The sequence below is a fragment of the Streptomyces tibetensis genome (assembly GCF_007655005.1).
Classification (GTDB): Bacteria; Actinomycetota; Actinomycetes; order Streptomycetales; family Streptomycetaceae; genus Streptomyces; species Streptomyces tibetensis.
The window spans coordinates 46,124-69,289 of sequence record NZ_SZVW01000026.1; the positions used below are offsets into that span (position 1 = coordinate 46,124).

12 protein-coding genes, 1 other RNA gene and 2 pseudogenes are annotated in these 23,166 nt (G+C 66.9%); 6 read left to right on the forward strand and 9 right to left on the reverse strand.

What is annotated here, in order from left to right; translation table 11 throughout:
- Positions 1–391: 391 nt before the first annotated feature.
- Positions 392–610, reverse strand: coding sequence for a helix-turn-helix domain-containing protein (locus tag FDO69_RS35190; RefSeq protein ID WP_234388233.1), 219 nt, complete (start codon positions 608–610; stop codon positions 392–394).
- Positions 611–834: 224 nt separating this feature from the next.
- On the opposite strand from FDO69_RS35190, the gene FDO69_RS35195 reads away from it, so the two are divergent.
- Together FDO69_RS35195 and FDO69_RS35200 are read left to right on the forward strand one after the other, a co-directional pair.
- Entirely contained in the window at positions 835–2,148 is a 1,314-nt protein-coding gene (locus FDO69_RS35195) for a tyrosine-type recombinase/integrase (protein WP_234388234.1), read from the forward strand.
- A gap of 332 nt (positions 2,149–2,480) precedes the next feature.
- The gene (locus tag FDO69_RS35200; RefSeq protein WP_086799513.1) at positions 2,481–3,860 is read left to right on the forward strand and encodes a hypothetical protein; all 1,380 of its coding nucleotides are present in this window, start codon (positions 2,481–2,483) and stop codon (positions 3,858–3,860) included.
- 147 nt (positions 3,861–4,007) lie between these two features.
- Here the strand turns inward: FDO69_RS35200 and FDO69_RS35205 are convergent, their stop codons facing one another.
- Both FDO69_RS35205 and FDO69_RS42465 read right to left on the reverse strand, forming a co-directional pair.
- Positions 4,008–7,697: a hypothetical protein gene (locus tag FDO69_RS35205; protein WP_104786651.1), complete on the reverse strand. Its 3,690-nt coding sequence runs from the start codon at positions 7,695–7,697 to the stop codon at positions 4,008–4,010.
- A 459-nt stretch (positions 7,698–8,156) separates the two neighbouring features.
- Positions 8,157–8,274: pseudogene (locus FDO69_RS42465) on the reverse strand (transposase); the annotation flags it as partial.
- Between the two features lie 458 nt (positions 8,275–8,732).
- On the opposite strand from FDO69_RS42465, the gene FDO69_RS35215 reads away from it, so the two are divergent.
- The 4 genes from FDO69_RS35215 (at position 8,733) to FDO69_RS35230 (ending at position 15,038) form a co-directional block, all read left to right on the forward strand.
- Complete coding sequence (locus tag FDO69_RS35215) at positions 8,733–9,641, forward strand: radical SAM protein (protein WP_199838351.1); 909 nt, start codon at positions 8,733–8,735, stop codon at positions 9,639–9,641.
- Positions 9,638–10,051: a DUF6375 family protein gene (locus FDO69_RS35220; protein WP_086799517.1), complete on the forward strand. Its 414-nt coding sequence runs from the start codon at positions 9,638–9,640 to the stop codon at positions 10,049–10,051. The genes FDO69_RS35215 and FDO69_RS35220 overlap by 4 nt, the downstream gene beginning before the upstream one ends.
- A gap of 7 nt (positions 10,052–10,058) precedes the next feature.
- The gene (locus FDO69_RS35225) at positions 10,059–14,069 is read left to right on the forward strand and encodes an NACHT domain-containing protein (RefSeq protein WP_104786653.1); all 4,011 of its coding nucleotides are present in this window, start codon (positions 10,059–10,061) and stop codon (positions 14,067–14,069) included.
- A 465-nt stretch (positions 14,070–14,534) separates the two neighbouring features.
- The gene (locus FDO69_RS35230) at positions 14,535–15,038 is read left to right on the forward strand and encodes a sensor histidine kinase (protein WP_324828290.1); all 504 of its coding nucleotides are present in this window, start codon (positions 14,535–14,537) and stop codon (positions 15,036–15,038) included.
- A gap of 295 nt (positions 15,039–15,333) precedes the next feature.
- On the opposite strand, the gene FDO69_RS35235 is transcribed toward FDO69_RS35230, so the two are convergent.
- The 6 genes and pseudogenes from FDO69_RS35235 to FDO69_RS35260 form a co-directional block, all read right to left on the reverse strand.
- On the reverse strand, positions 15,334–15,591 hold the full coding sequence (locus FDO69_RS35235; protein ID WP_086799884.1) for a hypothetical protein: 258 nt from the start codon (positions 15,589–15,591) through the stop codon (positions 15,334–15,336).
- Between the two features lie 143 nt (positions 15,592–15,734).
- Positions 15,735–17,825, reverse strand: a complete 2,091-nt coding sequence (locus FDO69_RS35240) for a hypothetical protein (RefSeq protein WP_104786662.1) — start codon at positions 17,823–17,825, stop codon at positions 15,735–15,737.
- 508 nt (positions 17,826–18,333) lie between these two features.
- Complete coding sequence (locus FDO69_RS35245) at positions 18,334–20,253, reverse strand: hypothetical protein (protein WP_104786665.1); 1,920 nt, start codon at positions 20,251–20,253, stop codon at positions 18,334–18,336.
- Positions 20,254–20,975: 722 nt separating this feature from the next.
- An RNA gene (gene rnpB / locus FDO69_RS35250) (RNase P RNA component class A) lies at positions 20,976–21,385 on the reverse strand.
- 121 nt (positions 21,386–21,506) lie between these two features.
- Positions 21,507–22,286 (reverse strand): annotated as a pseudogene (locus FDO69_RS43155) (DMT family transporter); the annotation flags it as partial.
- A 19-nt stretch (positions 22,287–22,305) separates the two neighbouring features.
- The gene (locus tag FDO69_RS35260; protein WP_104786668.1) at positions 22,306–23,160 is read right to left on the reverse strand and encodes an AraC family transcriptional regulator; all 855 of its coding nucleotides are present in this window, start codon (positions 23,158–23,160) and stop codon (positions 22,306–22,308) included.
- Positions 23,161–23,166 lie beyond the last annotated feature (6 nt).

Consider the following 23,166-nt stretch of genomic DNA (forward strand, 5'->3'; position numbering starts at 1 on the left):
GCTCATGCACAATCATTTCCGGACATGAATGTCCTCCGGTGCACTTCAGCCTCGCCACGTGCGGCTAACCCATGGCACGGAGCAGCTGCCGCCCTCGGTGAGCAGCAACTCACCAGAAGGCAGGTGAGTCCACCTTGTTACCACCTCGGCCAGCACTGGCGAGCGAAGTTCGGACAGCGGTCCGCCCCTCCGCCAAGACCTTGAGGGCAACCCGCCCGTACGCGAACCGCGAGCATCGAACGCGCGGGCCCCTCGTGACCACAGGCCCGCCGGCTAATCCCCCCTGACGCCCGCGGTCATTCGGCCTGAAAACCCTGCCCGCGAGCAGCAAAGCCCAAACGGGCGTCGCGTGCTGGCAGGAAACACCGATCCCCTATTGACCGCCTGCGAACTATGGTGAGTCCCGTTTGCCTGGCACCTCGCGCGCTACATGGTTGACGAGCTCGCCCGGTTCCACACCGAGTCCTGCTGCGATATCCAGAAGCGTCAGCACGCTGGGGCTGCGCTGCCCGTGCTCGATATAGATGAGGCCGCGAAAGCTCAGCCCGCTGAGCTCTGCGAGTTCTTCCAGGCTGTATCCCCGTTCCTCTCTGAGACGACGGATTTGCATACCCAGGGACAGGAGTCGCGGGTCCGGTGACGGTTCACGTGCTGGCACACGGCGACTCGACCGTCACACCTTTGCGTGCACCATGAACAGCTGTGCATAACTACTCGTCGTAACGGACAGCATCGCCGTGGCGGGCAGCAACAACGTCGTCGCGCCCACCGCCTACCCAGTGCAAAAGGTCGGCGACAGGTCCAGCATGCAGCTCAGTTTCGTGGGCGAGGCACATGAGCAAGCCAATCGAGCCGTTCGATCGCTGGCACAAGAGATATCCAAAACCAGAACGCGGTGACACCCCGTGCCGGTGCGGCACGCCACAGCAACCTCTGTACCCGTCTTCGGACCACGGCCGAGGCCATCGCTGGCAGGCCCGGTACACCGACTGCTCAGGAAAAGAGAAACGGCCGGCTTTTGCCATCTGGCAGGAAGCCCGCGACTTCCTAGACAACGTGCTCACAGAGACCGAAAGGCAGACGGCGCGCGACAGTAATCCGGGCAGCCTTCCGGTTGAATACTTCGCAACCGAGATGATGGAAAGGAGACGCAAGCGGAAGAAGAACATCAATACCTGCGACACCTACGAAAGCCATCTCCGGAGCCACATCCTGCCGTTCGCCGGCCACCGAACCGCAAGCAGCCTGCGCCGCCGCGATTCCATGGCCTTCGTCGACTACCTCCTCGACAAGGAAGGCCTCGACTCTGCCTGCACCGTCGTCCAGATCTTCAAGACCTGGCGCATCCTCGTGCACTACATGCTGGACGAGGACGTCTCGCTCCCTGCCAACATCGTGGCGAGGATCGACCTCCCGGACGTCACACCACGCGTCAAGGTCGCGCTGTCTCCTGGGCAGGTCGCCGCGGCAGCGGCGACAATGCGGAAGGTCGCGCCGCGCTACGAGGTCCTGATCTGGCTCGGAGCCTGCGCCGGACTACGCCAGGGCGAGGCCTTCGGACTGAAGCGAAGCCAGGTCGCCTGGAAACACGACCTGCTGCACATCGAAGAACAACGGCAGCGCGGTAAGGCCGTACGCCTCAAGACCAAGGCCAGCTACGCCACCTTGCCAGTGGATCACTTCTTGATCGAGCGGCTGCTACACCACGTGTCACGGTTCTCTGAGCCGGAACCCGTCTCACCAGGCGCCGAGCGCCGCCGTCGGGCACGCGGCTACGTCGAGCCACCGGACGAGGACCTGATCGTCACGAACCGTTATGGCCGACCCGTACTGATCAGCGACTTCCATCAGAAATGGCGAAGGACGGTGAAGCAAGCCGGGCTTCCGGACAGAACCCGTTTCCACGACCTCAAGCACTTCTACACCACCACGCTCGGCGGGTCCGGCAAGCACGACCCGAAAACCGTGCAAGCACTCTCCCGGCACGCCAAATTCTCCGAAACCTGGGACACCTACGCCCACCCACCCCTCGCCGTGGAGGAAGTCATGGTCACCGTGTTCGGAACCGCGTTCTCACACATCGACACTCCGACGACATCGTTGCGGAACGGATCTACCTTCGTGGCCGGCGCGGCGTCCGCGCCCTGAGCGCCTGCCCTCCTGCCTCCAACTCGCGTCCAGGGGCGGCGGCCTCAGCCGCTCGTTGCTTCGATGACCGCCTCAGCAGATTGACCGCCCCTCCCTCTGCAGCCCTCACAGAGGTCCAGCCAATTCGCGGCAGTACCAGTTGCCCCCGATTCGAACCTTCGACCGGGGTTCGGCTCCTGGCAAGGCCCTGGCCGCGTCGAGCAGCACGGCAGATGCTCTGGCGTCCGTTTTCGGACTGTGCGCGGGTATGTCCCCTTGTGTGCGCCCGTCGTATCCGACCTAGCGTCTCGATCTTGTCGTTACGCCACCGATGCGACGCAGGGGGAGAAGCCGTGGCAGAAGCAGCACAGGTGCTCAAGGAACTGGTGGAGGCCTGGAGTGTGCAGATCGACTCGACCAGCGCGTTGGCGGGAGCCGTTGCCGATGCCACTGCGAAGGACGACAAGGAACGGCGGGAGGACGGGCGCGAACCGCTTCGGCGGAAGCCGGGGTTGAGGGCGTTGCCTGCCACCGAGGTCGGTCCATCATTCAGGCTCACTCCGTGGGACGTGCTGCACGCGCTGGGGCGTGCCGCTGTGCTGTCCCGGCAGGGAGCCGGGCGCGGGCTGGCTGAGCACTGGGGTTGTCTGAAGTACTGCCAGGCACTGGACGGCAGCCCTGGTCGGTATATGGCGCTTTCGGAAGAAGGGTTGAACCCCAGGCGCCACTACAAGACTGTTCAGTCTGGCGAGTTGGGCATCGGATTCGCGCTCGCCGTCGCCGAGCGAGCGCTCAAGAAGCGGTACCCGGACCACTTGATCTCGGTCGTGGACGCGGACATCGCCTTGCAGGCGGGCTGGGCGCTGGCGGGCAAGGACGTCAAGCGACGGGACTGGGTGAAGTTGCGTCCCGACTTCCTCCTGGAGGCGTGGAAGCCCGGCGAGCCGTCGAAGGTCGTCCCTCTCGCGTGCAAGGGGACCCATGCGAAGGGCTCTTACGCGAACACCCAGCTAGCCGCTGCCTCAGCGCAGGTCGAGGCGGTACACATCGGCCCCTGGGATCAGACGCCGACCCTGGTGACGTCGACGGAGCTGCTCGGGCAGGGCGGCATCATCGTGCACGTGCTGCATGCCCCCGGTGACGGCTCCCTGCCGATGCCACCGGACGCACTGAACGCAGATCGCGAACTGCAGGACCTGAACATCTACCCCGACGTCCGCGTCCCGGGCACTGACTGCGAGGGCGAGCAACGCGTGAGCGGCTTCCAGATGATGCCGGACCAGTACCCGTGGTTCCGCAGGGCCCTCGCGCGGGCAGGGGCAGCTGGACTGATGGGGTTCACCGGCGGCGGTGAGCCAACGGCGCAGTACCTGACGGAGCGGCAGGGCAAGCGACACTTCAAGGGCTTCACGCATGCCGGTACGGGAATCGTGCAGGACATCGATCACGAGATCGGCGGGATGTCCTTTGTCGGGACGGATCACGTCTTCCGGTTGAACGGCACGCGGGTGGAGGCGTTCTCTGGTCTTGAGGCGAGCCTCTTCGATCACCTGCGCGATGGGCGGGTGGAGGAGTACCGGCGCGACGCACACGCTCTGCGTTCGAGGTGGCGGGCTGTCCGCCGCCAGGACGACTGGGACGGACCTGTTTCGCTGCGCGAGGACGGTTCCATCATGGCCATGCGACTGCTGCCCGAGCCGCCCCGCACACGCCGCCGCCTCCGCGCACTGTGAACCTAGCCGACACCCCGTGTTGGGCGATGACGTTGCAGGCAAGCACTCTGTGTCCGAGGTCGTGTCGGTCCGCCGAACCGTCGGTCCGCTGATCAGTCCTCACGGCGAGGAGCATTGAGCGGCGAGTCTGGCAGCGGTCCAGCCTGATCAACTTCTGGCGGTGTACTCATCGGGTGGCGTCCACCATCCCGGCCCGGGGTCTGCTGGAGTGGTCAGAACCTGGTCGAGGTAGTCGGTGATGGTGAAGGCTACTCTCGGGTCGGCGATGAATGCCGTGGGGTCGATGGCCCGGGTGACGATCAACGGCACGACGCGCCAGGGGCCGTCTGTGGGAGCAGCGCAGGCGAGCGCCACGGCCTGAGGGTTGGAGGCGACCGCGTCCACCTTGCGCAGGACCTTCGTCAGGTAGCCGTCCTTAGGGTCGGTGAAGCGTCTGATGTGCTGGATTACTGCGTGCGGCGCGTGCCCGGGGTGGGGATGCTTGGCCTCTACAACCCAGAGGCGGGCGGTCGCAGGGTCAGCAATGAGCAGATCGACCTCCCCTCCTGTGGTGGGCAGGCCGGCACGCTCGGCGTCCTTCTCTCTGAAGTTGGCGACGTGGGGCAGTCCGAGACGGTTCGCGATGGCGGCGATGTCCCTCTCCAACTGCTGTTCTATGGCTTGGCGGTGCTTGGCGAGGGCGCCGCGGACCCGCGCGGGCAGGTCTCGATGTGGCAGGCGTCCATCCTGGAAAGCGGCTGCGTAAACCTCCTGCGCAGTGTGGATCACCCACGGAAGAAGCAGCAGTTGCCCGGGATCTGCGGAGATCAGCGGGTGGGTGGTGAGCCGTGGGCGCCGCTCGACCTCCGTGTACCGGTGCTCGCGGTCATCGGCGGCGTTGCCGCGGTCGAGGACAAGTGGGTCGATCGCAGCACGGGTTTCCGAGATGGGCACGCCTGACCAGGCGGCCGCCTCGCGGGCCAGCTCATCGGGCGTGGTGATGCCGTATCCCTCGGGACCAGTTGGCCAGTCCACTGCCGTGCCGAGCACTGCGCCGAGGGCGTCGAATCCGAAGCCCCACGCCCGGCACAGTTCCTGGTCAGCGCGGGCGAGGGAAGAGCCGGGGGCCGGCCGGAGGGCAGTGAACGCCCCGGGCGTCCTGTGCGTCCGGGGCCCGACGTGAGGCGGGGCCGGCAGATCAGCAAGGGTGCTCTGCCGACTCTGGGCCAACCAATGGTGGTGGCGCGCGCGAGTCCACGCTTTCTGGTCCAGTCCAAGGTGGGTGGTAGTGGCGGTCGGGTCCTCGGCATCTGGCTGGTCGATGTGAAAGACGCCGGTGGCATGTACCTGGAGTTCCAGGCCGTGCAGTCCGCGGGCTCCTGCGACGGCTGTGATCCCGCTGTACAGAATCAGTTCGGCGAGGGCGATCAGGTCGGCCACGGCCAGTAGGTCGACGGCGCGATCTCCTTGGGGCGGCGTGGCCAGTGCCTCCTGCAGGAGCAGGTTCAGCGCGGAGGTAGCCACCGAGTCGTCGGATGTACGCCGCTGAGCCTCCCCTACCCAGTTGTCAGCCCAGGGCGCGGCCAGATTGAACAGCAACTCGTGGTGGCGGTGTGTCCGGGCGCACCAGGCGGCGTTGAGGTGACGGGCCAGTTCGGTGGTAAGTGCGGGCTCGAAGGAGCGGATCTCCGTGTCGATCAACGCCTCCAGCGCGTGAAGGACCTGCTCGGCCGGGCGCACGGCGTCGCGCCCGCGCCACAGGCCGGCTGGGACCCCGGCTTCCCGGACGGCCGCTGCCGCGGAACGCAGGGCGCGGATCTGAACGTGTTCGCCGTCCGGCACGGCGTACTCGGGGGTCTGAGCGGGCCACGGGTTCTCGAAGACGTTGAGGGCCAGGACTGGGTCGGCCTGGTTCCACGCCTTGGTGAAGGGTCCGGCATCGGGGCCGTTTCCTGCGTCTCGCCCTTCGCGGACCTGGCTGGCGCAGTGGTGGAGGGCTTGGCCCAGGGCGCGGTGTCCTTCGCGTCCGTCACCCGCGAAAGCCCCTAGGAAATCGGGCCCCAGGACGAGTCGGACGGTAGTACTGGGCGGATCGGCGGAGACAAGTAGGCGAATGCCGTCGGCAGGGGCCTCGGTGTCTGTTCCGTCGTTGGGCAGCTGCGCCGGGTCCGCCAGGGCCTGGGTCAGCTCCACGGTGATCGGGACCTGGTCGGGGAGGTTGAAGTGCTGGGCGATCACAGGATGGGCGGTGATGGTGGTGCGGATCGCGTCGGCCAGGCCGATCAGGCCCGGGAAGTCCAGCGGTGCCTCGCCGGGCGGGCCGGGGCGGACAGTCACGGCGAGCGGCGGGTGGGTACTCACGGCTGCAGCCGCGGTTGGAGTTGCGTAGTGGTGGAGGTCCGCCTGCAGCCCCGCCGCTCCATCGGGGAGGTCGACGATCTTCGTGGCTGTCCACTCCACGGAGGCGGGCAGGCCCGCGTCCGCGAGGACCTTGTCGATCGGTGCCCAGGTGGCGGCCCGGTCCCAGGACAGGTCTCTGCCTCGCCGCGGGATGACGGCAACCTCCGGCGCGGATTCGCCGGGCGCTAGGAGTGTGCCGTTACGGCGCCAGCTGCCCCACGCATCAAGCAGGTGGAGGTAGGCGATCGCATCCACTCCCGGATGCTGGGTCATCTCCCACACGAACAGGGCCAGCGTGGCTGGGTTCCCGCCGGCATCGGCTGCCATCTCGGCGAGCTCCTCGACATGCACCATGAGGGTGTCGGTGACCACCTCGCGCACGAGGAAACGCGGCCCCGCATACACCACCAGCCGTCCCTGCTCCGGTGAGGTCTCCTCCAGCAGGACCCGCCGGGCGGCCTCGACTCGCGGCCCGAGGTCACCGTCGAGGAGCGCGCTGACGACCGCGACCTCCAAGCGAAGCTGGGGCGCGCTGATCCGGGCCACTTCGTCAGGGCGGGGAACGCTGTGCAAATGCAGTACGTCGGCAACCCGTATCACGGCTAGGTTCTGAACGCGCTGGGCCAGGTCCTGGTTGAATCCGAGCTGTCGCAGGAGCTGTTCGGCGGCAGCCGTGACGGCTTGGAGGGCTTCGCTGGCCGGTACGGGGATCCTCCGGCCGTGGGCCCGTACGGCCAGCACGGGGCCGAGCAGCTGTCGCATCGGGTCGTACTTCAGCTTCAGCTTCCCGATGTCTGCTGTCAGCCACGCCAGCGCCCGGTGTGCGCGCTTCGGGTGGTCGCAGGCAGAGACGATGTCGTCGAGGCAGTCGCGCTCCGCTACCGCGACGGCATCCACGCTGGCCTGGGTGAGCCAGCATGAGATCGTCTCGCCGTCCGGGCCTTCTTCGGAGGTCGGCCAGGCATGCACGCATTCCCTCATCCGTCGGTCGGTGTAGCGCACGGCGAGCTCGATGACGTCGCCGAGGCCGAACCCGACCGCGCCGAGCAGGTGCTCGTCGACGGCACATGCCGTCAGCCGCAGGCTGCGGAGCACCAGAAGGGGGTGATCCAGGTCCCCCGGGTGCAGCAGCATTCCAGCGAAGCGCACACCAGCTCGTACGTCGTTCGGCTTCCCCTCAGTGAGGACGCCCCGTCCTGGGGCGCCCTGCACCGCAGCCTCGACGAGGACCGGCAGCACCTCGGCCATGACCATCGCACCAGAACGGCGCCCGCTGCGAATGACGCGCGTCCACAGCAGCAAGAGATGGTCATGGAATCGGGAGCAGGTCGGTGCCATCAGCGCGGCTTCCAGCAAGACCAGCAGCGACTCGGTCGAGTAGGGGGCAAGTGCCTTGTCGATGGTCTTCCACTGCACGCGTCGCTGCTGCGCGGAGGTGGCCGGAGGCGTGCTGGTCATCGCGGTGCTCCCAGAGTGTGATCCTGACGATGCCAGGGTGGCAGCAAGTGCCCGGACGGCGCCTTTGAGTTGACAAGCGCGAGCTCACCGGTCACGGTCTACGCCGCCCCGGTGCCTTGGCTGGAGCAGGGCCTGGACGCGGTGTTGACCATCGTCAGCGACAAGATATCGAGTCGCTGGGTCGCTGCTTTGGAACGCGGATCCGTAAGTTGGCGGTCCCAGAGTGGAAGCGCTCCGGGTTCTGGGAGGACTCTTCGATTCTGAACCGCCTGCGGTCGCCGAGTAGCTGCTCGGGCCCGCTTTGCCTCCTCGCGGATAGACATGGCGAGGCGGTAGCCCCTACCGGGGATCCATCGGAGTAGGCCTTGTCACCGCGCACCCGGCCCGGCCTGCTGCGCGGGCGGCCCGGTCTGCGGTCTGCGGTCTGCGGTCTGCGGTCTGCGGTCTGCGGTCTGCGGTCTGCGGTTCGAACGTGCCCGAGGTGTCTCGCGGCACCTTGACCTCGACCGGCCCGGCGTCGGTCAGCACGGTCTTGGCCCGGCCCCCCGTTGCGGGAGATGCCACTGCCCCCGGCCGCCAGCATCATGCTTCTCGTAGCCGAGGTGATCGGTGATCTCACCTTCCAGAGCAGATTCAGGACCCGCTTGGTCAGCCGCTGCAGCAGCCCACCCTGTCCGATCAGCTGCAGCCGCTCCGACCGGTCCTGCTCCACCAGACCAGCTGTTCATCGGACACGGGCGCAGGCCGCTCACGCTGAGCACTCTCGACAGGCTTCACGGTCTCCAGCTCCACGGCAGTATCGATCGCTTGGCGTCTCTCCCATGATCGTCGGATCCGCCATTAGATTTACCCCCCGCACCGGTGACCGTACACTGCGCCTCTTCCGTCACAGCCGGGCCGCATCTGTCGTCTCGGCGGTCACCGGATCAAAGACTGCCATCCCAAAGGCCCTGGCGGTTAGGAAGATCTCCCACAACGAGATCAAATAGCGTCCGCTCCTACAGAGCCTGCGGGACGCGCTGAGGTACTGGCATCATGCTGCTGGTGAGGTACAAGGTTCGTATGTCCGAAGCTGGCGTGCACTTCTTCGATCGGCTTTCCGGGCTCAACGTCCTGCTCGACGAGGTGAAGGTGCCAGCGGAGCGGATCTCCCGTGCTCCCCGCTACCTGTCTGTTGCTTTGACGAACGCTTGCGAACTCCGTTGTGCCTACTGCTACGCGCCTAAGCACGCCAGCTCGCTCGACGTGGACCGTGTGGTTGCCTGGGCGGTCGAACTCGACGCCGCTGGATGCCTCGGAGTCGGGTTTGGAGGCGGAGAGCCGACCGCGCATCGTCAGTTCGTCGAACTCTGTGCTCGGGTCGCGGAGTCCACCTCGATGGCCGTGACATTCACGACGCACGGACATCGCCTCACTCCGGCAGTTACCGACGCCTTGCGAGGCTCCGTGCACTTCGCACGCCTGTCCGTCGACGGGATCGGACCTACATACGAGCGGCTTCGGAGGCGGCCGTTTGCGGCAGTGATCTCCGCCGCCGGCCTCCTCCGTTCAGTTGCGCCGATCGGCATCAACGCGGTCGTGAACGCCGACACGATCGGCGAGCTCGATGACCTCTCAGCGTTCGCAGCTGACGTCGGAGCGTCTGAACTGCTGCTTCTGCCGGAGCAGCCGACCGCCGCTACGCCCGGTATCTCTGACGCCGATGCGGAGCGCCTGGTGCACTGGATGCGAACCGCAAGGCCTCAGGTGCGGCTTGCGATCTCACGCTCCGGGCTCGAATCCTTGGTACCGGCGGTCGAGGTCATTCCTGGTGAACACCCTCTGGACGCGCACATGCACGTCGATGCGGCCGGTGTTCTACGGCCCCACGCATACGCATCGGCAGGAACGCCGATCGAGGACTCCATCCTGGATGCGGTGCAAGCTCTGCGGGAGGCAGCATGAGGATCTGGCACAGCTACGGCTCGGAGCACTCGATGGATCTGGTCCTGATCGGCACGTTCGAGACAGTCTCCGGAGCCGAGGCGGCGATGGAGCGGATGGAGGCTCTCAAGACCTTGGCCGAGGCGGAGTGGTCCGACGACGACTGGCTACGCGCTGATGAGCGCATGCCCCGAGCGCTCGCCGATGAGCTGGGTAAGTTGAGGCTCTACGACATGGGGCGGTCCGATGTCGACATCTATGCCCTCGATCATTCGGTCCAGCGCACCGGATCAACGGTACGGGTCTGGACCGAGGAGTCCGAGGTTCAGGGGTTTGTGAAGGTGCTCGTCAACCTCGGTGCGCGGGTCGAGGTGTTCTCTCGGCACCACTGGAACGAGGACGGGACGCCGCGGTCGGACACGGACAGTTGAGGTAGCGGTGGAGCTGACTGATCTGGCACGCCTGCCTGGCGCCGCCGACAAGAACTTCGAGGCGCTCACGCGAGCGATCGTGGCCCGCCGCTACGGCAGGCTGGGCACCCTTCGTGAGCGGCGGAATCAGCCTGGGGTCGAGTTCTATCTACACGTCGAACACCCTGGTGTGCTCGGGGAGCCCGGCCGGGTGTGGGGATGGTCGTGCAAATGGTTCATCCTGGGCAAGGACAACGAGCTCACCAGCGCACAGCGCAGCCAGATCGAGGACTCCGTCGCAAAGGCGATCAAGTACGTCGCCGGGCTGACCGACTTCGTACTCTGCCTGCCGCAACGTCCTGCCAAGAAGGATGAGGAGTGGATCCACGGCCTCGGCCCGGCCAACGGCATCTCGACCAAGCTGTGGGCCACCGAAAACTTCGATGCCGAGCTTTCCGGATACGACGAACTCCGCTCCACCTTCTTTGGAGAGTTGGTGCTGTCCCCGGACACGCTCGCGCGAGCTCATGAGCGCTCTGTGGCACCGGTCAAGGCCCGATGGGTGCCTCCGTTGCACACGTCGAACCATGTGGAACGCCGAATCGACCGTGCCCTTCTGCGCTCCGCGTCGTTCGACTGGCTCGCTGAGCACACAGACCTCATCGCCGACCGCAGTGGTGCGCTCCAGGACGCCCTTGCGGACATCGACGACGAGGCCACACGTACGGCAACCGAAGAGATCATCGCTGATCTTGAACGGTTTGTCGGGGAGTTGCGGGCGATCGCCGATGCCGGACGTGGCCTTCGGCCGATCGAGGCTCGTGAGCGGACCGCTGATCTTCAACCGCCGGCCACGTCCCCGCGCAAGCTCCGCGCCTTTGTGCTCAAGCTGAGAAAGCAGCGCCTGCCAGTTGCTCTGGCCGCGACCGGCCTAGGGTCGGAAATCCGTGACGTCGTACGGTGGCTGAAGGATGTGCAAGCAGATGCCGAAGCCTCCTTGATCGCGGTCGTAGCAGCTGCAGGCCAGGGCAAGACGCACCTTGCCGCCCAACTGACAGCGCTGGCCGACCGACCAACAGCCGGGGTATTCATCCAGGGCGGACGACTGCGAGCCGGCGGAAGCCTCGACGACCTGGCCCGCCGCATCCCCGGGCTGAAGATCGATCGTTTCGAGGACTTGCTTGAGGCTCTCAACTCAGCCGGTGCCCGGGCTGGCGCCCGAATCCCTCTGGTGATCGACGGCCTGAACGAAGCGGAGAGGCCCTCGGAGTGGCGCGTCCTGCTCGATGAGTTGGCACCAGCGCTCGGTGACTACCCGAATGTGCTGGTGATCGTCACCCTCCGCGAGGCGCTCGCCGCTTACGCTGTCCCGGATATTGCCGTGGCCACGGAGCTTGAGTGGTACCAGGCAGAAGTCAACGAGATCGTCCGCACCTACTTCGACCACTATCTGATCAATGCTGCCGGCGCCTGGTTGCCGACCGGGATGTTTGAGAACCCGCTCTTCGTCCGCATGTACTGCGAAGCGGCCAACCACGACCGCCGAGAGCCAGTGGGCGCCGAAGCACTTCCGACATCACTGGTTGGCGTATTCGAGCTGTATCGCCAGGGCGTCGTCCAGCGACTTGGCCAGGATCCCGCCCGTGCCACGGTGCCCGTCGACCAGATCAAGCGGCGCCTCTCCGCACTCGCCTGGGAGATGTGGACCCGCGGCGTCCGCCGCCTGCCGTCCGACGATGCGAAGGCCATTCTCGACGCCGGTGAGACAAACTGGGACGAGAGCTTGTTTCGGCGCCTCGAAGAGGAAGGGGTTCTCCTCCGAGAGGAGGCCGACGGTACAGACGACACTGAGACGGCATTCCTCTTCGATCGTCTTGGCGGATATCTCATCGCTGACGCGCTCCTTGCGCGTTTGACCCATGCCGAGCTGGAGGACCGCCTCGCAGATGCGACGTTGTGGGAGTCCCTCGTCGGCGAGGACGGCCACCCTCTTGGTGAAGACGTCGTCATCAGCCTCGTCGGGCTGGTGCCCCGCCGGTTCTCAGCGCACCACCTCTGGCGCTTCGCCCCGGAAGGGCACCGGTCCTGGGTGCTCGCGCAGGAACTCAACTCGGAATCCGAGTTCCTTGACGACCGCACCGTCGACGAACTCGTGACACTGATCGGCACAGGGAACTGGAACGCTCCCAGGCCTCGCGGGTACGGAGGTCTGCATCCGTTCGACCGGCTCTGGGAGGTCCGCGCGTCCTCCGCGCACAAGCTGAACGCTGGCTTCCTCGACCGGGTTCTCCGCTCACTGACCCTCGTGAAGCGTGACCGAAAGTGGACCGAATGGATCCGCCACCGCGCCGATGACCTGCTTCTGAAGAACCTGAAGCGGGTGATCGAGCGCTGGAGCGGAAGCATGCACCGCGCCGAGACGGACGACCTGCACGCGCTCGCGGTGGCATGGCTGTTGACGTCCACGAACCGCGATGTGCGCGATCTCTCGACCAAGGCCCTGCAACGCTACGGCCGACCGGAACCGCAGCGTCTTTTCGATCTTGCTGTTCGTATGGTCGATGTTGACGACCCGTACGTTGTCGAGCGCGTTATCGGGGCCGCGTTCGGCGCCGCCAGCGCCCACCAGATGCCCGACCCGGGTGGTTCGTTCGAGCACGCGCTCACGGAGTGGCTCGGCGAGCTGCGTGACCGCTTCCTCGACAGCGGGACCATGCCGACTTCTCATGAACTGCTGCGCAGCTACGTGCGGGCAACCTATGAACTCGCCGGGATCCTCCACCGTGGCGCCGTTCCTGGGGGAGTTGACCCGCTCGCGCTGACGTTCGGGGTCGTACCTCCGGCTCCCGTGATGGCGGAGGACGACCCGAACGCCGAGGAGTGCGACAAAACCTTCGGCCTGGACTTCGAGAACTACGTGATCGGATCCGCCATCGAGGGCAGGAGCAACTACGACTTCGCCCACGCTGATTTCCGTCGTGCTCGCGGTGAGGTCATGGCCCGCGTCTGGGAGCTCGGATGGCGTACCGCGATGCTCGGCGACGTCGATCGGAACATCATGGAGGCCTCCGAGAGGCGCTCTTCATCCAGGCGCACAAGAGTGGAGCGTTACGGCAAGAAGTATGGATGGATCGCCTATTACGAACTAATTGGCCGTCTCGCCGACGCCGGACGCCTCCCGGAGTGGTGGGGAGCCGGCGGGCGCAACGTCGCACCGGACGTCGACCCGACGTTTCCCGATGAACCCCCGGTGATGCCCTTCCCACTCCCGGAGTGGGCGCCGGCCAGTCCGACGAACGACGAGGAATGGCTCCGCACTGGCGCAGTGCACGTTCCGGCGGGACTGCGGTCGTCGGCGAGCCTCCATGAGGTCGCTGAAGAATGGCTGCTCGTCGAGGGCTTTCTGGAACACCGGCGCGATGGGCGAAAGGTGTTCGGGTTCTTCCGTACGCTCCTGCTGGAGCCCACGGATACAGCCCCCGCGCTCAAGCTCGCTCAGGGCCTTGAATACCCCGGAAACCACTTCTTCCCCGAAATCCCCACGATCCGGGGGGTGTTTGCTGGTGAGACACCGTGGAGTCCGCGGTTCGACATCCGCTTCGACGACGATCCCGACTCCCGCCCGTCATTGCGTCGCGACTGGCAGGAGGAGGGCATCGGCGTTGGCCAGGTGGCCGTAGAACTCGCTACCGGTGAAGGAGAGTCACCAACTGCGCTCGATCGGTCCTATGACGTGCCGTCCTACGAGTTCGCCGCTCGATTCAGGCTTCGTCAACTCCCCGGCACGCTGGACCTCGTCGACGTCGACGGCGTCCGCGCCTCGGCGGTCTTCCGAACGGAGGACCCGTGGCGTGGACAGCTGCTTTTCCTTCGCCGTGATCTCGTGGTCGACTTTGCAGGTGATCGCCGGATCGTGCAGGTCGCCTGGGGCGAGCGCGAGGTGACCGTCGAATGGAGCGCTCCACCCCCGTGGGTCCGTGTGGCGCGTGAGAAGTACGAGCACGTATGGCGCGATATCAAGGTGCTCGACGAGCCCTAAAGCCAATGCCGTGGCTCTGTTGGTGATCTTGGGCTGGTCACTTGATGGTTGAGCACAGAGTGCGGAAGTGCGTAGCCCGGCGTGGTGTTCTGGGTGCAGTGTCGATCCAGTCGGCGACGCGTGCGACGTTGCAGGCCATCGCGGTGAAGACGTCCTGGACGTGAGAGCGGCGCCCCCGCCATTCTGGATGCGGCCGATGAATCCGGTCGCCGGAGAGTCTCCCGCCTCCGGGGGCGGGACCACGACGCTGACGCCCGCACGGTGGAGGGCTTCGACCGGCCCTCGTCAAACGGGCGCCCGAACCCGATCGCGGCAGAGTCGTCCACGTGGGCGCACACGTCCGGCAGGGATCTTCCTTACGCACGCGCCAGATGCGTGACCAGAGTCAGTCCGTTGCCCGCGAGCGCAGCGCCTAGCTCCTCGGTGAAACGGCTGATGCCCGGCCGTCCGATGGGCAGAACGGGGATGGCAGCAGGACGATGTCGCGAGGCCAAACGTCTGGCCCGCCGGGTGAAGGACTTGCTGAAGCTCGCCCGCCTCGACGAGACCCAGGCCGGAGCTGACCCCACGGGCATCCCCCTCCAGCTCGCCCCCACCGACCCGCGCACGCTCGCCGTCGACGCCCTTCACGACGTACGCGCCCTGGCCCCCACCCGCCCGGTCACCCTCACCGGCCCCGACGACGACACCCCCGCCTCCGCCGCGGCCCTGGCCGACGAGGCCGCCCTGCGCCAGGTCGTCTCCAACCTGGTCGGCAACGCCATCGCCCGCGCCCCCACCGGATCCCCGATCCGCATCGGAGTCGGCACCTCCGACGGCCACGCCGTCCTCGAAGTCGCCGACCAGGGCCCCGGCCTGCCCCAGGAACAGGCCGACCGGGTCTTCGAACGCTGCTGCCGAGCCGGCCGCTCCCGCACCGGCACGACCGGCGCCGGCCTCGGCCTGTCCCTGGTCAGCGCCCATCGTTGACGGGTGGAACTGAGGACCGCGCCGGGACAGAGAGCGGTCTTCCGGGTCCTGCTGCCGCACGCGGCCGATATGGCAAGCCGAGCCCAACGAGTTCCTCGACTAACGGACTTGGGAGCGGTTGAGGTGGAAGCATGCTGGCCTGCCAGATTGGCTGGCGGGTAGGTCTAGAGGCGGTCGCGAGACGGGCGGTGAAGTTGCCGCAACAGAGGCCCCCGCCCCAGATGGGGGCGAGGACCTCGGTGGAGCGCCGGCCAGAACTTGCACCTGGACCTCTCGACCGGAAGTCGAGTGCGCCTCAGAAGCTGCTGCGGCTCCGGCGGTGGCGAAGCGGCAGCATCAAGCGTGCCGCGACGGTCCTTTCGTACCAGTTGACGATGGTGGGCTTGGTGGACCACTTCAGGGGTAGCACCCAGAAGCTGTCCCACTCGTCACGCTTGGACGGCTCCACCATGTGCTGGTTGAGCCGGATGCCCGCTGCCCCCGTCCACGACTTGGCGGGACGGGTCTGACCGGCGTAACACGCGAGGCCGTCGCGGTTGACCACGACGTACACGGCCTTCTCCTCATCGCCGTCGTACGGCCTATCAATGTTCTGAGCGACGGGGCGGCTGGCCAGGAGATTGTCTCCGGCAAGATCGGCAAGGTACAGGTACCGACTCCTGGTCATAGGCACAACCCCGGCCCATGGCGAAGTGCTCACTGCTCGTGGTCCTCCGCCGTCATTCGATTCAGGGCCTTGGCCATCACCTCAAGCTTCTTGATCGGCCCGTCGGTCTGGTGAAAGGGCATGAGCTCCGGAGACGGATTCTGGCTACGGATCGCCCGGTAGTTCTGGAATGCTTCGTCGGCATGCACGATCTTGCGGCACAGCTCGTTGAAGGCGTTCTCCTCTGCGGAGGCTGCGGTCTTCTCGGCGCTGCCCTGTACTGCGATGCGCACCGCATGGCGCAGACGGGCGTCCCGCGCGGTCACCGAGGCCGTCGCGTCGTCGAAGGTCTCGATGTCCGTCGTCCCGTCGGGAACCCGGATCCCGAGCAGCGACGTACCGGCGCGGTTTCGCTTGATGTTCTCGGCCAGCATGCGCAGGCCCCAGGGGAAGTTCGTCAGCTTGTCGACGATACTCGCGACGCTGGACCGGTCGATGAGGTCGTTGACTTCCTTCTCACTGGAGCCCTTGGGGCTGGTCAGCCCGCCACCGATGACCAGGGCCACCATGCCGAGCACTCCGAGCAGCCTGGCGTAGCGGCCCGGCTCCCCGGTAACAACTTCTTTGTCTCCGACCGGCGCCAGTTCCTTGAGCGCGAGCTTCAGCACCAAATCGACGGAGTCGTCGTCGTTGATCATTGCCGGCCGCCAGGGGTGGTCGACGAGCGACTGCCAGATGCAGCCGGAGTTGAGCGCAGTGCGGCTGCGTTCTAGGTCGTTGGAGCTCATGACGGCGCCATAGGAGCGCAGGACCAACTCGCTTGCGACGGCGGAGCGGTGCGAGAGCATCACCTTCCGCTTGCCGAACTTCTCACGCATGGGCTTGTTGAGCTTGGCGGAGTTCACCGAACAGAGGCTGATGACCATCATGGCCCGCAGGTCGCGCAGGTCGGGGTCGAGGCCGTACGCCTCCATGACCTCGGAGACATCTTCCCGGCCGATCAGCAGTTCGACCTGGTCTTCGTCGAAGTGCCCACTCTGCTGCGCGGCGAGCACGATCTCTTCCGCCATGACCGCGTTCTGGGCGCCCGTGTCGAAGGTCTTCACCCCGACGTTCATCCGCACCAGCAGCGAGCGCACCGCCGAGGCGAACCGGGTCACGCCATGGGTCTCGGGGTCGTCGTCCTCGTATCCGACGATCACCTGGACCGGCGCGGTAAGGGCGTTGAGCGCGCAGACAGCCCGATTGCGCTCCTTAAGGTCCTTGAGCGACTTGCCCACCGGAAGGGCGAGCCGGTCCTCGTTTGCCTTGATGATCTTGCGGGTCAGATCGCGACGTTCGTTGAGGTCGCAGTCCATCAACATCGAGGGCAACAGCATCGGGCGCTCGTCATCCTCGTACTGCTTACGCAGCCGCTGAGGCAGCCAGCGCGGGTCGATCTTGATCTGTGCGTAGGCACTGGCCAGCCGGCTGTTGCCGTCCACGCTGACCTGCTCCAGCTCGTTGGTCCGACCGGTGTAGCGGAGGGTCGTGAAGACCGTGGTCAGTGAGCGGTGGATGATGTCGGGGCCGATGTCGTGCTGCGGGTTGTCCTTGCGCACGGCCTGGCAGTTGCGGTCGGTGGCCTCCAGAAGAGTGTCCTTGGTGGCCGTGTAGACCAACTTCGCGTACATGCCGTCCGACTCCGGCATCGGGACCGCGATGTGGCCAATCCGGCGACCGTCCGTTTTCACGGTCTTGGCGTCGAACGACGGATCGGCGGCATAGATCAGCTGGTCCCCAAGCCGGTCGTTGCTCGGGGTCAGCGTGAACAGGGTCACGAATTGGCGGGTCTCGATGATCGAGAGCCACCCGGTACCGGTCCGGTGACGCGTGACACGGAACCCGTCGGGCTCCACGCAGCACATCAGTAGCCGCCGGAGCGTGTCCGGATCCAGGTCCACGCCCTTGAGCGCGCCGAGCTCAGTCGCGGCCTTGGCGGCCGACCGAGGGTCTACTACGCGCAGTGTCGGTGTGCCGACCGCAGTGGTGGTGGTCGCCACGGGGACCACCTGCAGCGGCGCTTCGACCGGCTCGGCCTCGAGGTCATCGCTTGGGTCGTCAGCCGAATTCCCGGCGAGAACGATGGAATTGATGGTCACGGAAGAGACCTCTCGTGGGCATCCCGGAAGTCCGCGTGCAGCGGAGCCATCGGGGCCCACACACTCGCTGTCCGCTCCGGGGACACTCGGTGCCCGGCGCTTCGGCGACACCTGCGAGCGTTCGCACCGCGACGGTTCCGAGGACCATCAGCATCTTCTTCAGGGCCGCAGCGCTAAAGAGGAGGCGGTACGTCTTATCACACGTGACGTGCTTTCATGTTAGCAGGGTGTCTGCGTGCAAGGGCTCTAGACCAGCGGGCAAGTGGCCACTGAACCTGCCCTGTTGGACTGCGGTACGGTCCGCGCACGCCTGAGGCCCCCGCCCCCGCTGGGGCGAGGGCCTCGGTGGGGCACCGACCAGATTCTACTGCGATCCCGGCATCGAGGGCACCCACGCTAAGGACGGCGTCGAGGGGCAGATCGGCTGACGGAGGCCCGGGTTCGCGTGAGACCGCGTACGCCCTGCCGTCTAACGGGTAGCGTTGATGTCCCGTCAGGTGTGCGATGGTCAGCCTCGTGGGCGGTTGTGGTCGGTGACAGTGCCGCCATGCGGCGGGCGCGGCAGGGCGTCGGCGAGCGACTTCAGCGCCGCGTCCAGCAGTTCGGACTGCCGGGCGGGTCGGCGGGGATGCAGTCGCATGACGTGGAAGATGTGGTCGCGTACGGCGGCGATGCGCAGCCCGCCGGACTGCTTGCCGCGCAGGATGTCCAGCATCCCGGGGCCGGACTCCTCCTGGATGCCTTCGATCATTTCCAGTTCTTCGATGTCCACGATCTCCACCGGATCGGTGTCCGGCGCCTGCAACAGCCCGCGCGCCCGGGCGCGTTCACGGATGACGGTGAGGGTTACCGGGTTGACGGGGAAGCCCTCAGGCAGCACGAGCAGGGGCAGGTAGCGGCGCTCAGCGGGAGCCGACGTGCCGGTGAGCGCGGCCTCGTCGCGGCGTAGTGCCGCGATGGTCGCGTCGATCTGGTCGAGTTCCTCGATGAGCTTGTCGATGTCCTCGATCTGTGATTCGCCGGGTACGGCGGTGGCGGCTTCGCGGCGCAGCTGGGAGGTCGTGACCTCGATGACGATCCAGGTGCCGGGGTAGTCGATCGCGGCGTCGGCGATGCGCTGGCCCTCGGCGGTGTAGGCGGCCTTGAGTTCGGCGTCGTCGTAGACCCGGCGGGTGGTGCCCTCGTCGCCCACGATCCGGTGCAGAACCTCGCTGACGTAGACCTCGCTGAGGTGACGCAGGGTCGACTCGGCCCGAGCCGCAAGCTTGCGGTGGCCGACGGGCCTGGTGTGCCCCGGCGGCGGAAACTTGATGTCCCAGATCGGCAGCCATCCGAAGGCGCGGTTGAGCAGGTGGCGGGGGTCGAGGACAAGCAGCCGGCCCTCGGGCAAGCGGAGGACCGGCCACTGCTGGAAGGGGTCGAAAGCCCATTCGGTGCGCTGATCGGGCTGTTGACTGCGCACCGCCTCGCGCATGCCCGACAGGTCGGTGCTGATTAGCGCCAGCACAGCCTCGACCTGCTCGGCAGGTATGTTTAGGCCGCCCAGTTCGCCCGGTTCGATGACGAAACGGCCGGACGTGGTGACCATCCACAGGTAGCCGGCGACGGCCGCCAGGGAGTCGAACTGGATGCCCGTGCAGTCCCGGTAGACCTCACCGAGGTCGACGATGCCCGGCTCACCCTGGTGCTCGGCCGGCAATTGCAGCCAGCGGCGCGCATAGCGGGCCAGGAATCCCGCGACGGACCAGTTGTGGTTGAAGTGCTGGTTGGCGATGATCTCGCGGCCCAGCGTGCCCGGCCGGTCGCCGATGATGGTCGGGCCGGAGTCGGGGAACACTCCCATCATCTGCGTGAGGGCGAAAAAGGCGCCCAGGACGTCGCCTTGGGATGTGCCTTCCGACAGTGTGTCCGGCGAGGCTTCCATAGCCATACGGGCCAGGAGCATGAAGGCCTGGGGAACGAGGAGTCGACGGGTCTCGTCCCGGAGCAGGTTGAGAACCCGCCCGCGGATCGGCTCCTTAAACAGCCGGTCGGCGAACTGCTGGTCGACCTCGCTGGCGGATGCGCCGGGAACGGCCAAGGCGTTGAGGGCCAGGGCGCAAAAGCGCAGAACCCCCTCCAGGGGAAGGCGCTGCAGTTGGCGCCGGGTGTAGTCGGCAGGCAGCTGGAATCCGAAGATCTCTTCCGGTGTGAGGTAGACCGCGGTCAGATCGATTGGCGCCGGTTCCTGGAAGGATGCGGGGACCCACAATCCACTGGAGCGTTCGTTCCAGCGAGGTACGAGAGCCGTCGCGGTCGATCCCTGGAGCACCGGGTTACCGGCCGACGGATCGGCCAGATAGCTGGTCCGCAGGGAGGCAGGCTCGGTGTCGGCGAGCATCTGCCGCATGGCCTCGATCTGCTGCGCGAGGTAGTCTCCGGCGTCCATCGGTGCTCCTGTCGTGCATGTACCGTCGACCATGGGCTCGGCTCTCGGCATCTCGTTCTAGCGGCTATCAGGATCGACGCCGGGGACAGGCGGAGCCAAGCGAATAACCCCCGGCCGGCATGTCCAGCACATCGGCTGCGACAAGGCACGCCGTCGACCGCGCCAACGGCTTCGCCCTCCAGGAAAGCCGCCTATCAGCGTCTCTTCGCGTCAGGCCCGTGCGCCATCAGCGAGATCCCAGGCACCTCGCTCAAGGCCGATGCCCAAGTCGATGCCCGCTCTGACCTCGACCGCGAACTTGACGGCGCCGAAGTAGTCGGGAGCGCCAGTGCGTGCCAAACATAGGCATCGGCCACACAGGAGGCGACCGGCAAGGACCTGGCTCGTGGAAATACGGAAGGCGAGCGCGATAAACACAGGTGGGGTGGACCGCCAACCCCGCACGCCCATACACAACACGCATACGGAGACACGCCGGACGATACTTTCGAGTATGCCTGGGGCCTCTCGACTCGCCGTCTGCGGACTGTCAACTGCCCTCACACCCGAGCAGGCGCCCAATAGGCCCCATTCATCCCCTTATAGGTTGGACAGAGTCAACATACGCGGCGTACATCGCCACGTTGTCACCCACCTGCACGGCCCGGATTCGACCCGGATTCGACCCGGCCGGTTTGTTCAACGAGTGAACATGGGCTCTGACCTGCGGAAATAGAGAGCGGCAGACGAGTCGGGCTGTACGCCGGGTTCTGTTCCCCGGTTCCCTCGCGGGAGCCGGGGCGACGGCCATCCATCTAGGGCCGGCGTTGCCGCCGGCCTCGTGCGGTCTACCCGCGGACTCGGGCGGGCAGCCCTCGATCGTCCGCGCAGAGCCGCTTTTTACGGCGGCTCCTCTTGACCTTGCTCCGGGTGGGGTTTACCTAGCTGCCCAGGTCACCCTGGGCACTGGTGGTCTCTTACACCACCGTTTCACCCTTACCGAGGACCGAGGTCCCCGGCGGTCTGCTTTCTGTGGCACTGTCCCGCGGGTCACCCCGGGTGGCCGTTAGCCACCACCCTGCCCTGTGGAGCCCGGACGTTCCTCGGGAAGCTCCCCGTCAGGGGGACTCCACGCGGCCGTCCGCCCGGCTCGTCTGCCGTGTCGACCATGGTACCCGTACCCGGCGGACGTCCCGCTTCGGCGTCGCGGCCGTGGCCAGGACCGAGCCCGCCAGGATCAGGGTGAAGGCCACGCCGATGCCGAGCGTCAGCTTCTCGTCCAGGAAGAGCGCGCCCGCGGCGACCGCCACCGCCGGGTTGACGTACGTGATCACGCCGGCCCGGGTCGGGCCGACCTCCTTGATCAGCTCCAGGAAGGCCACGAACGCGATCGCGGTGCAGACCACTCCCAGGCCGGCGAGGGATACCAGGACCTCGCCCGACGGCATGGTCGCGGGACGGGTGAGGAATGCCGCGGGGGCGTAGACCACGGCGGCCAGCGTCAGGCACGGGGTGATCAGCTGGAGCGTCGGGACGTCCTTGAGGTACCGGGCCGCTATCAACGGGGCCGTGGCATAGCCGACGACCGTCACCAGCACCTCGGCCATCGACAGGGCGTCGCCGCCGGTGAGGTGCGGCAGGGTGAGGACGGTGACACCCGCGAGACCCAGGGCCAGGCCCGTGATGCGGCGGGCGCCCACCCGCTCGGCTGCGCCGAAGAAGCGGGCCAGGAGCAGGGCGACGATCGGCACACCCGCGATGAGGAGCCCGGCGGTCGAGCTGGACAGGTGGCGCTCGGCGTCGGTCAGGGTCCACCAGGGGCCGACGATCTCGATGACGGCGAAGGCCAGCATCGGCTTCCAGTGGGTCCGGACGGTGCGGGCGAAGCCGCCCTGGCGGAGGGCGAAGGGGAGCAGGAGCGCGGCGCCGAGGGCGCAGCGTGCGAACACCACCATGGACGGGGACAGCTCGTCCACCGCCACCTTGATCATCAGGTAGGGGACACCCCAGACGACTCCCATCAGGGAGAACAGGAACCAGCCGCGTGCAGTCATGGGATGAGTCTCGGGCTTCTCACCCCACGGTGTCTTGAACGCTGTTGCGGTACGGCGCGACGTGAACGCTGTTGCGGTACGCCGCCGGGGTCACCCCCAGCACCCTGCGGAACCAGCGGGTGAGGTGCGCCTGGTCCGCGAAGCCGACGAGGCCCGCGACCTCGGCGGGGCGCAGTCCGGCCTCCAGGAGGCCCCTGGCCCGGGCCACCCGGTGCTGGGCGAGCCAGGCGTACGGCGGTACGCCCATCGTCGTGCGGAACGCGCGCAGGAGCTGGTAGCGGGACAGGCCGAGGTCGGTGGCGAGGGCGGCCAGGGAGGGAGGTTCCAGCAGTTCGTCCGCCAGGCGGTCGCGTACGGATCTGGCGATGTGGCCGGCGCCGGGCACGGTGTCGTCGGTCGCCCTGGCCGTGGAGTGGCGGCGGGCCAGGGCCGTGAGCAGCCAGGGCAGCCGGGACTCGGCCTCCAGCGGGTCGGGGCAGGCGCTGATGTCGGTGTGGGCGGCGCGCAGGGCCACCGCCAGCTCCGGGTCGTGGAGGACGGGGTCGCGGAAGTGCGGGAGGCCGCCGAGGGTGCCGTCGGTGAGGAGGGCCGGTTCGGCGTAGAGGGCCTGGTAGGCGTAGCCGTCGCAGGCGGCCGGGCCTCCGGTGTGCATCTCGCCGGGCTCCAGGACGACGATCGAGCCGGGGTAGGAGTGGATGTGCCCGCCCCGGTACGCGATGACCTCCGAGCCGCCGACGGTGACGCCGATGGTGAACTCGTCGTGGGCGTGGGGCGCGTAGACGTGGCTGTCGAAGTGGGCGGTGAGGAGGTCGAGGGGCGGCCCGGCGCGGCCCAGACGTGCCCTGGTCCAGCTGACCTGTTCTCGTATCCCCATGTCGCA

Coding starts and splice junctions, on each gene's coding strand:
- FDO69_RS35190 (WP_234388233.1), bottom strand. CDS start 610: ATGCAAATCCGTCGTCTCAGAGAGGAACGGGGATACAGCCTGGAAGAA.
- FDO69_RS35195 (WP_234388234.1), top strand. CDS start 835: ATGAGCAAGCCAATCGAGCCGTTCGATCGCTGGCACAAGAGATATCCA.
- FDO69_RS35205 (WP_104786651.1), bottom strand. CDS start 7,697: ATGACCAGCACGCCTCCGGCCACCTCCGCGCAGCAGCGACGCGTGCAG.
- FDO69_RS35215 (WP_199838351.1), top strand. CDS start 8,733: ATGCTGCTGGTGAGGTACAAGGTTCGTATGTCCGAAGCTGGCGTGCAC.
- FDO69_RS35220 (WP_086799517.1), top strand. CDS start 9,638: ATGAGGATCTGGCACAGCTACGGCTCGGAGCACTCGATGGATCTGGTC.
- FDO69_RS35230 (WP_324828290.1), top strand. CDS start 14,535: ATGGCAGCAGGACGATGTCGCGAGGCCAAACGTCTGGCCCGCCGGGTG.
- FDO69_RS35245 (WP_104786665.1), bottom strand. CDS start 20,253: ATGGACGCCGGAGACTACCTCGCGCAGCAGATCGAGGCCATGCGGCAG.
- FDO69_RS35260 (WP_104786668.1), bottom strand. CDS start 23,160: ATGGGGATACGAGAACAGGTCAGCTGGACCAGGGCACGTCTGGGCCGC.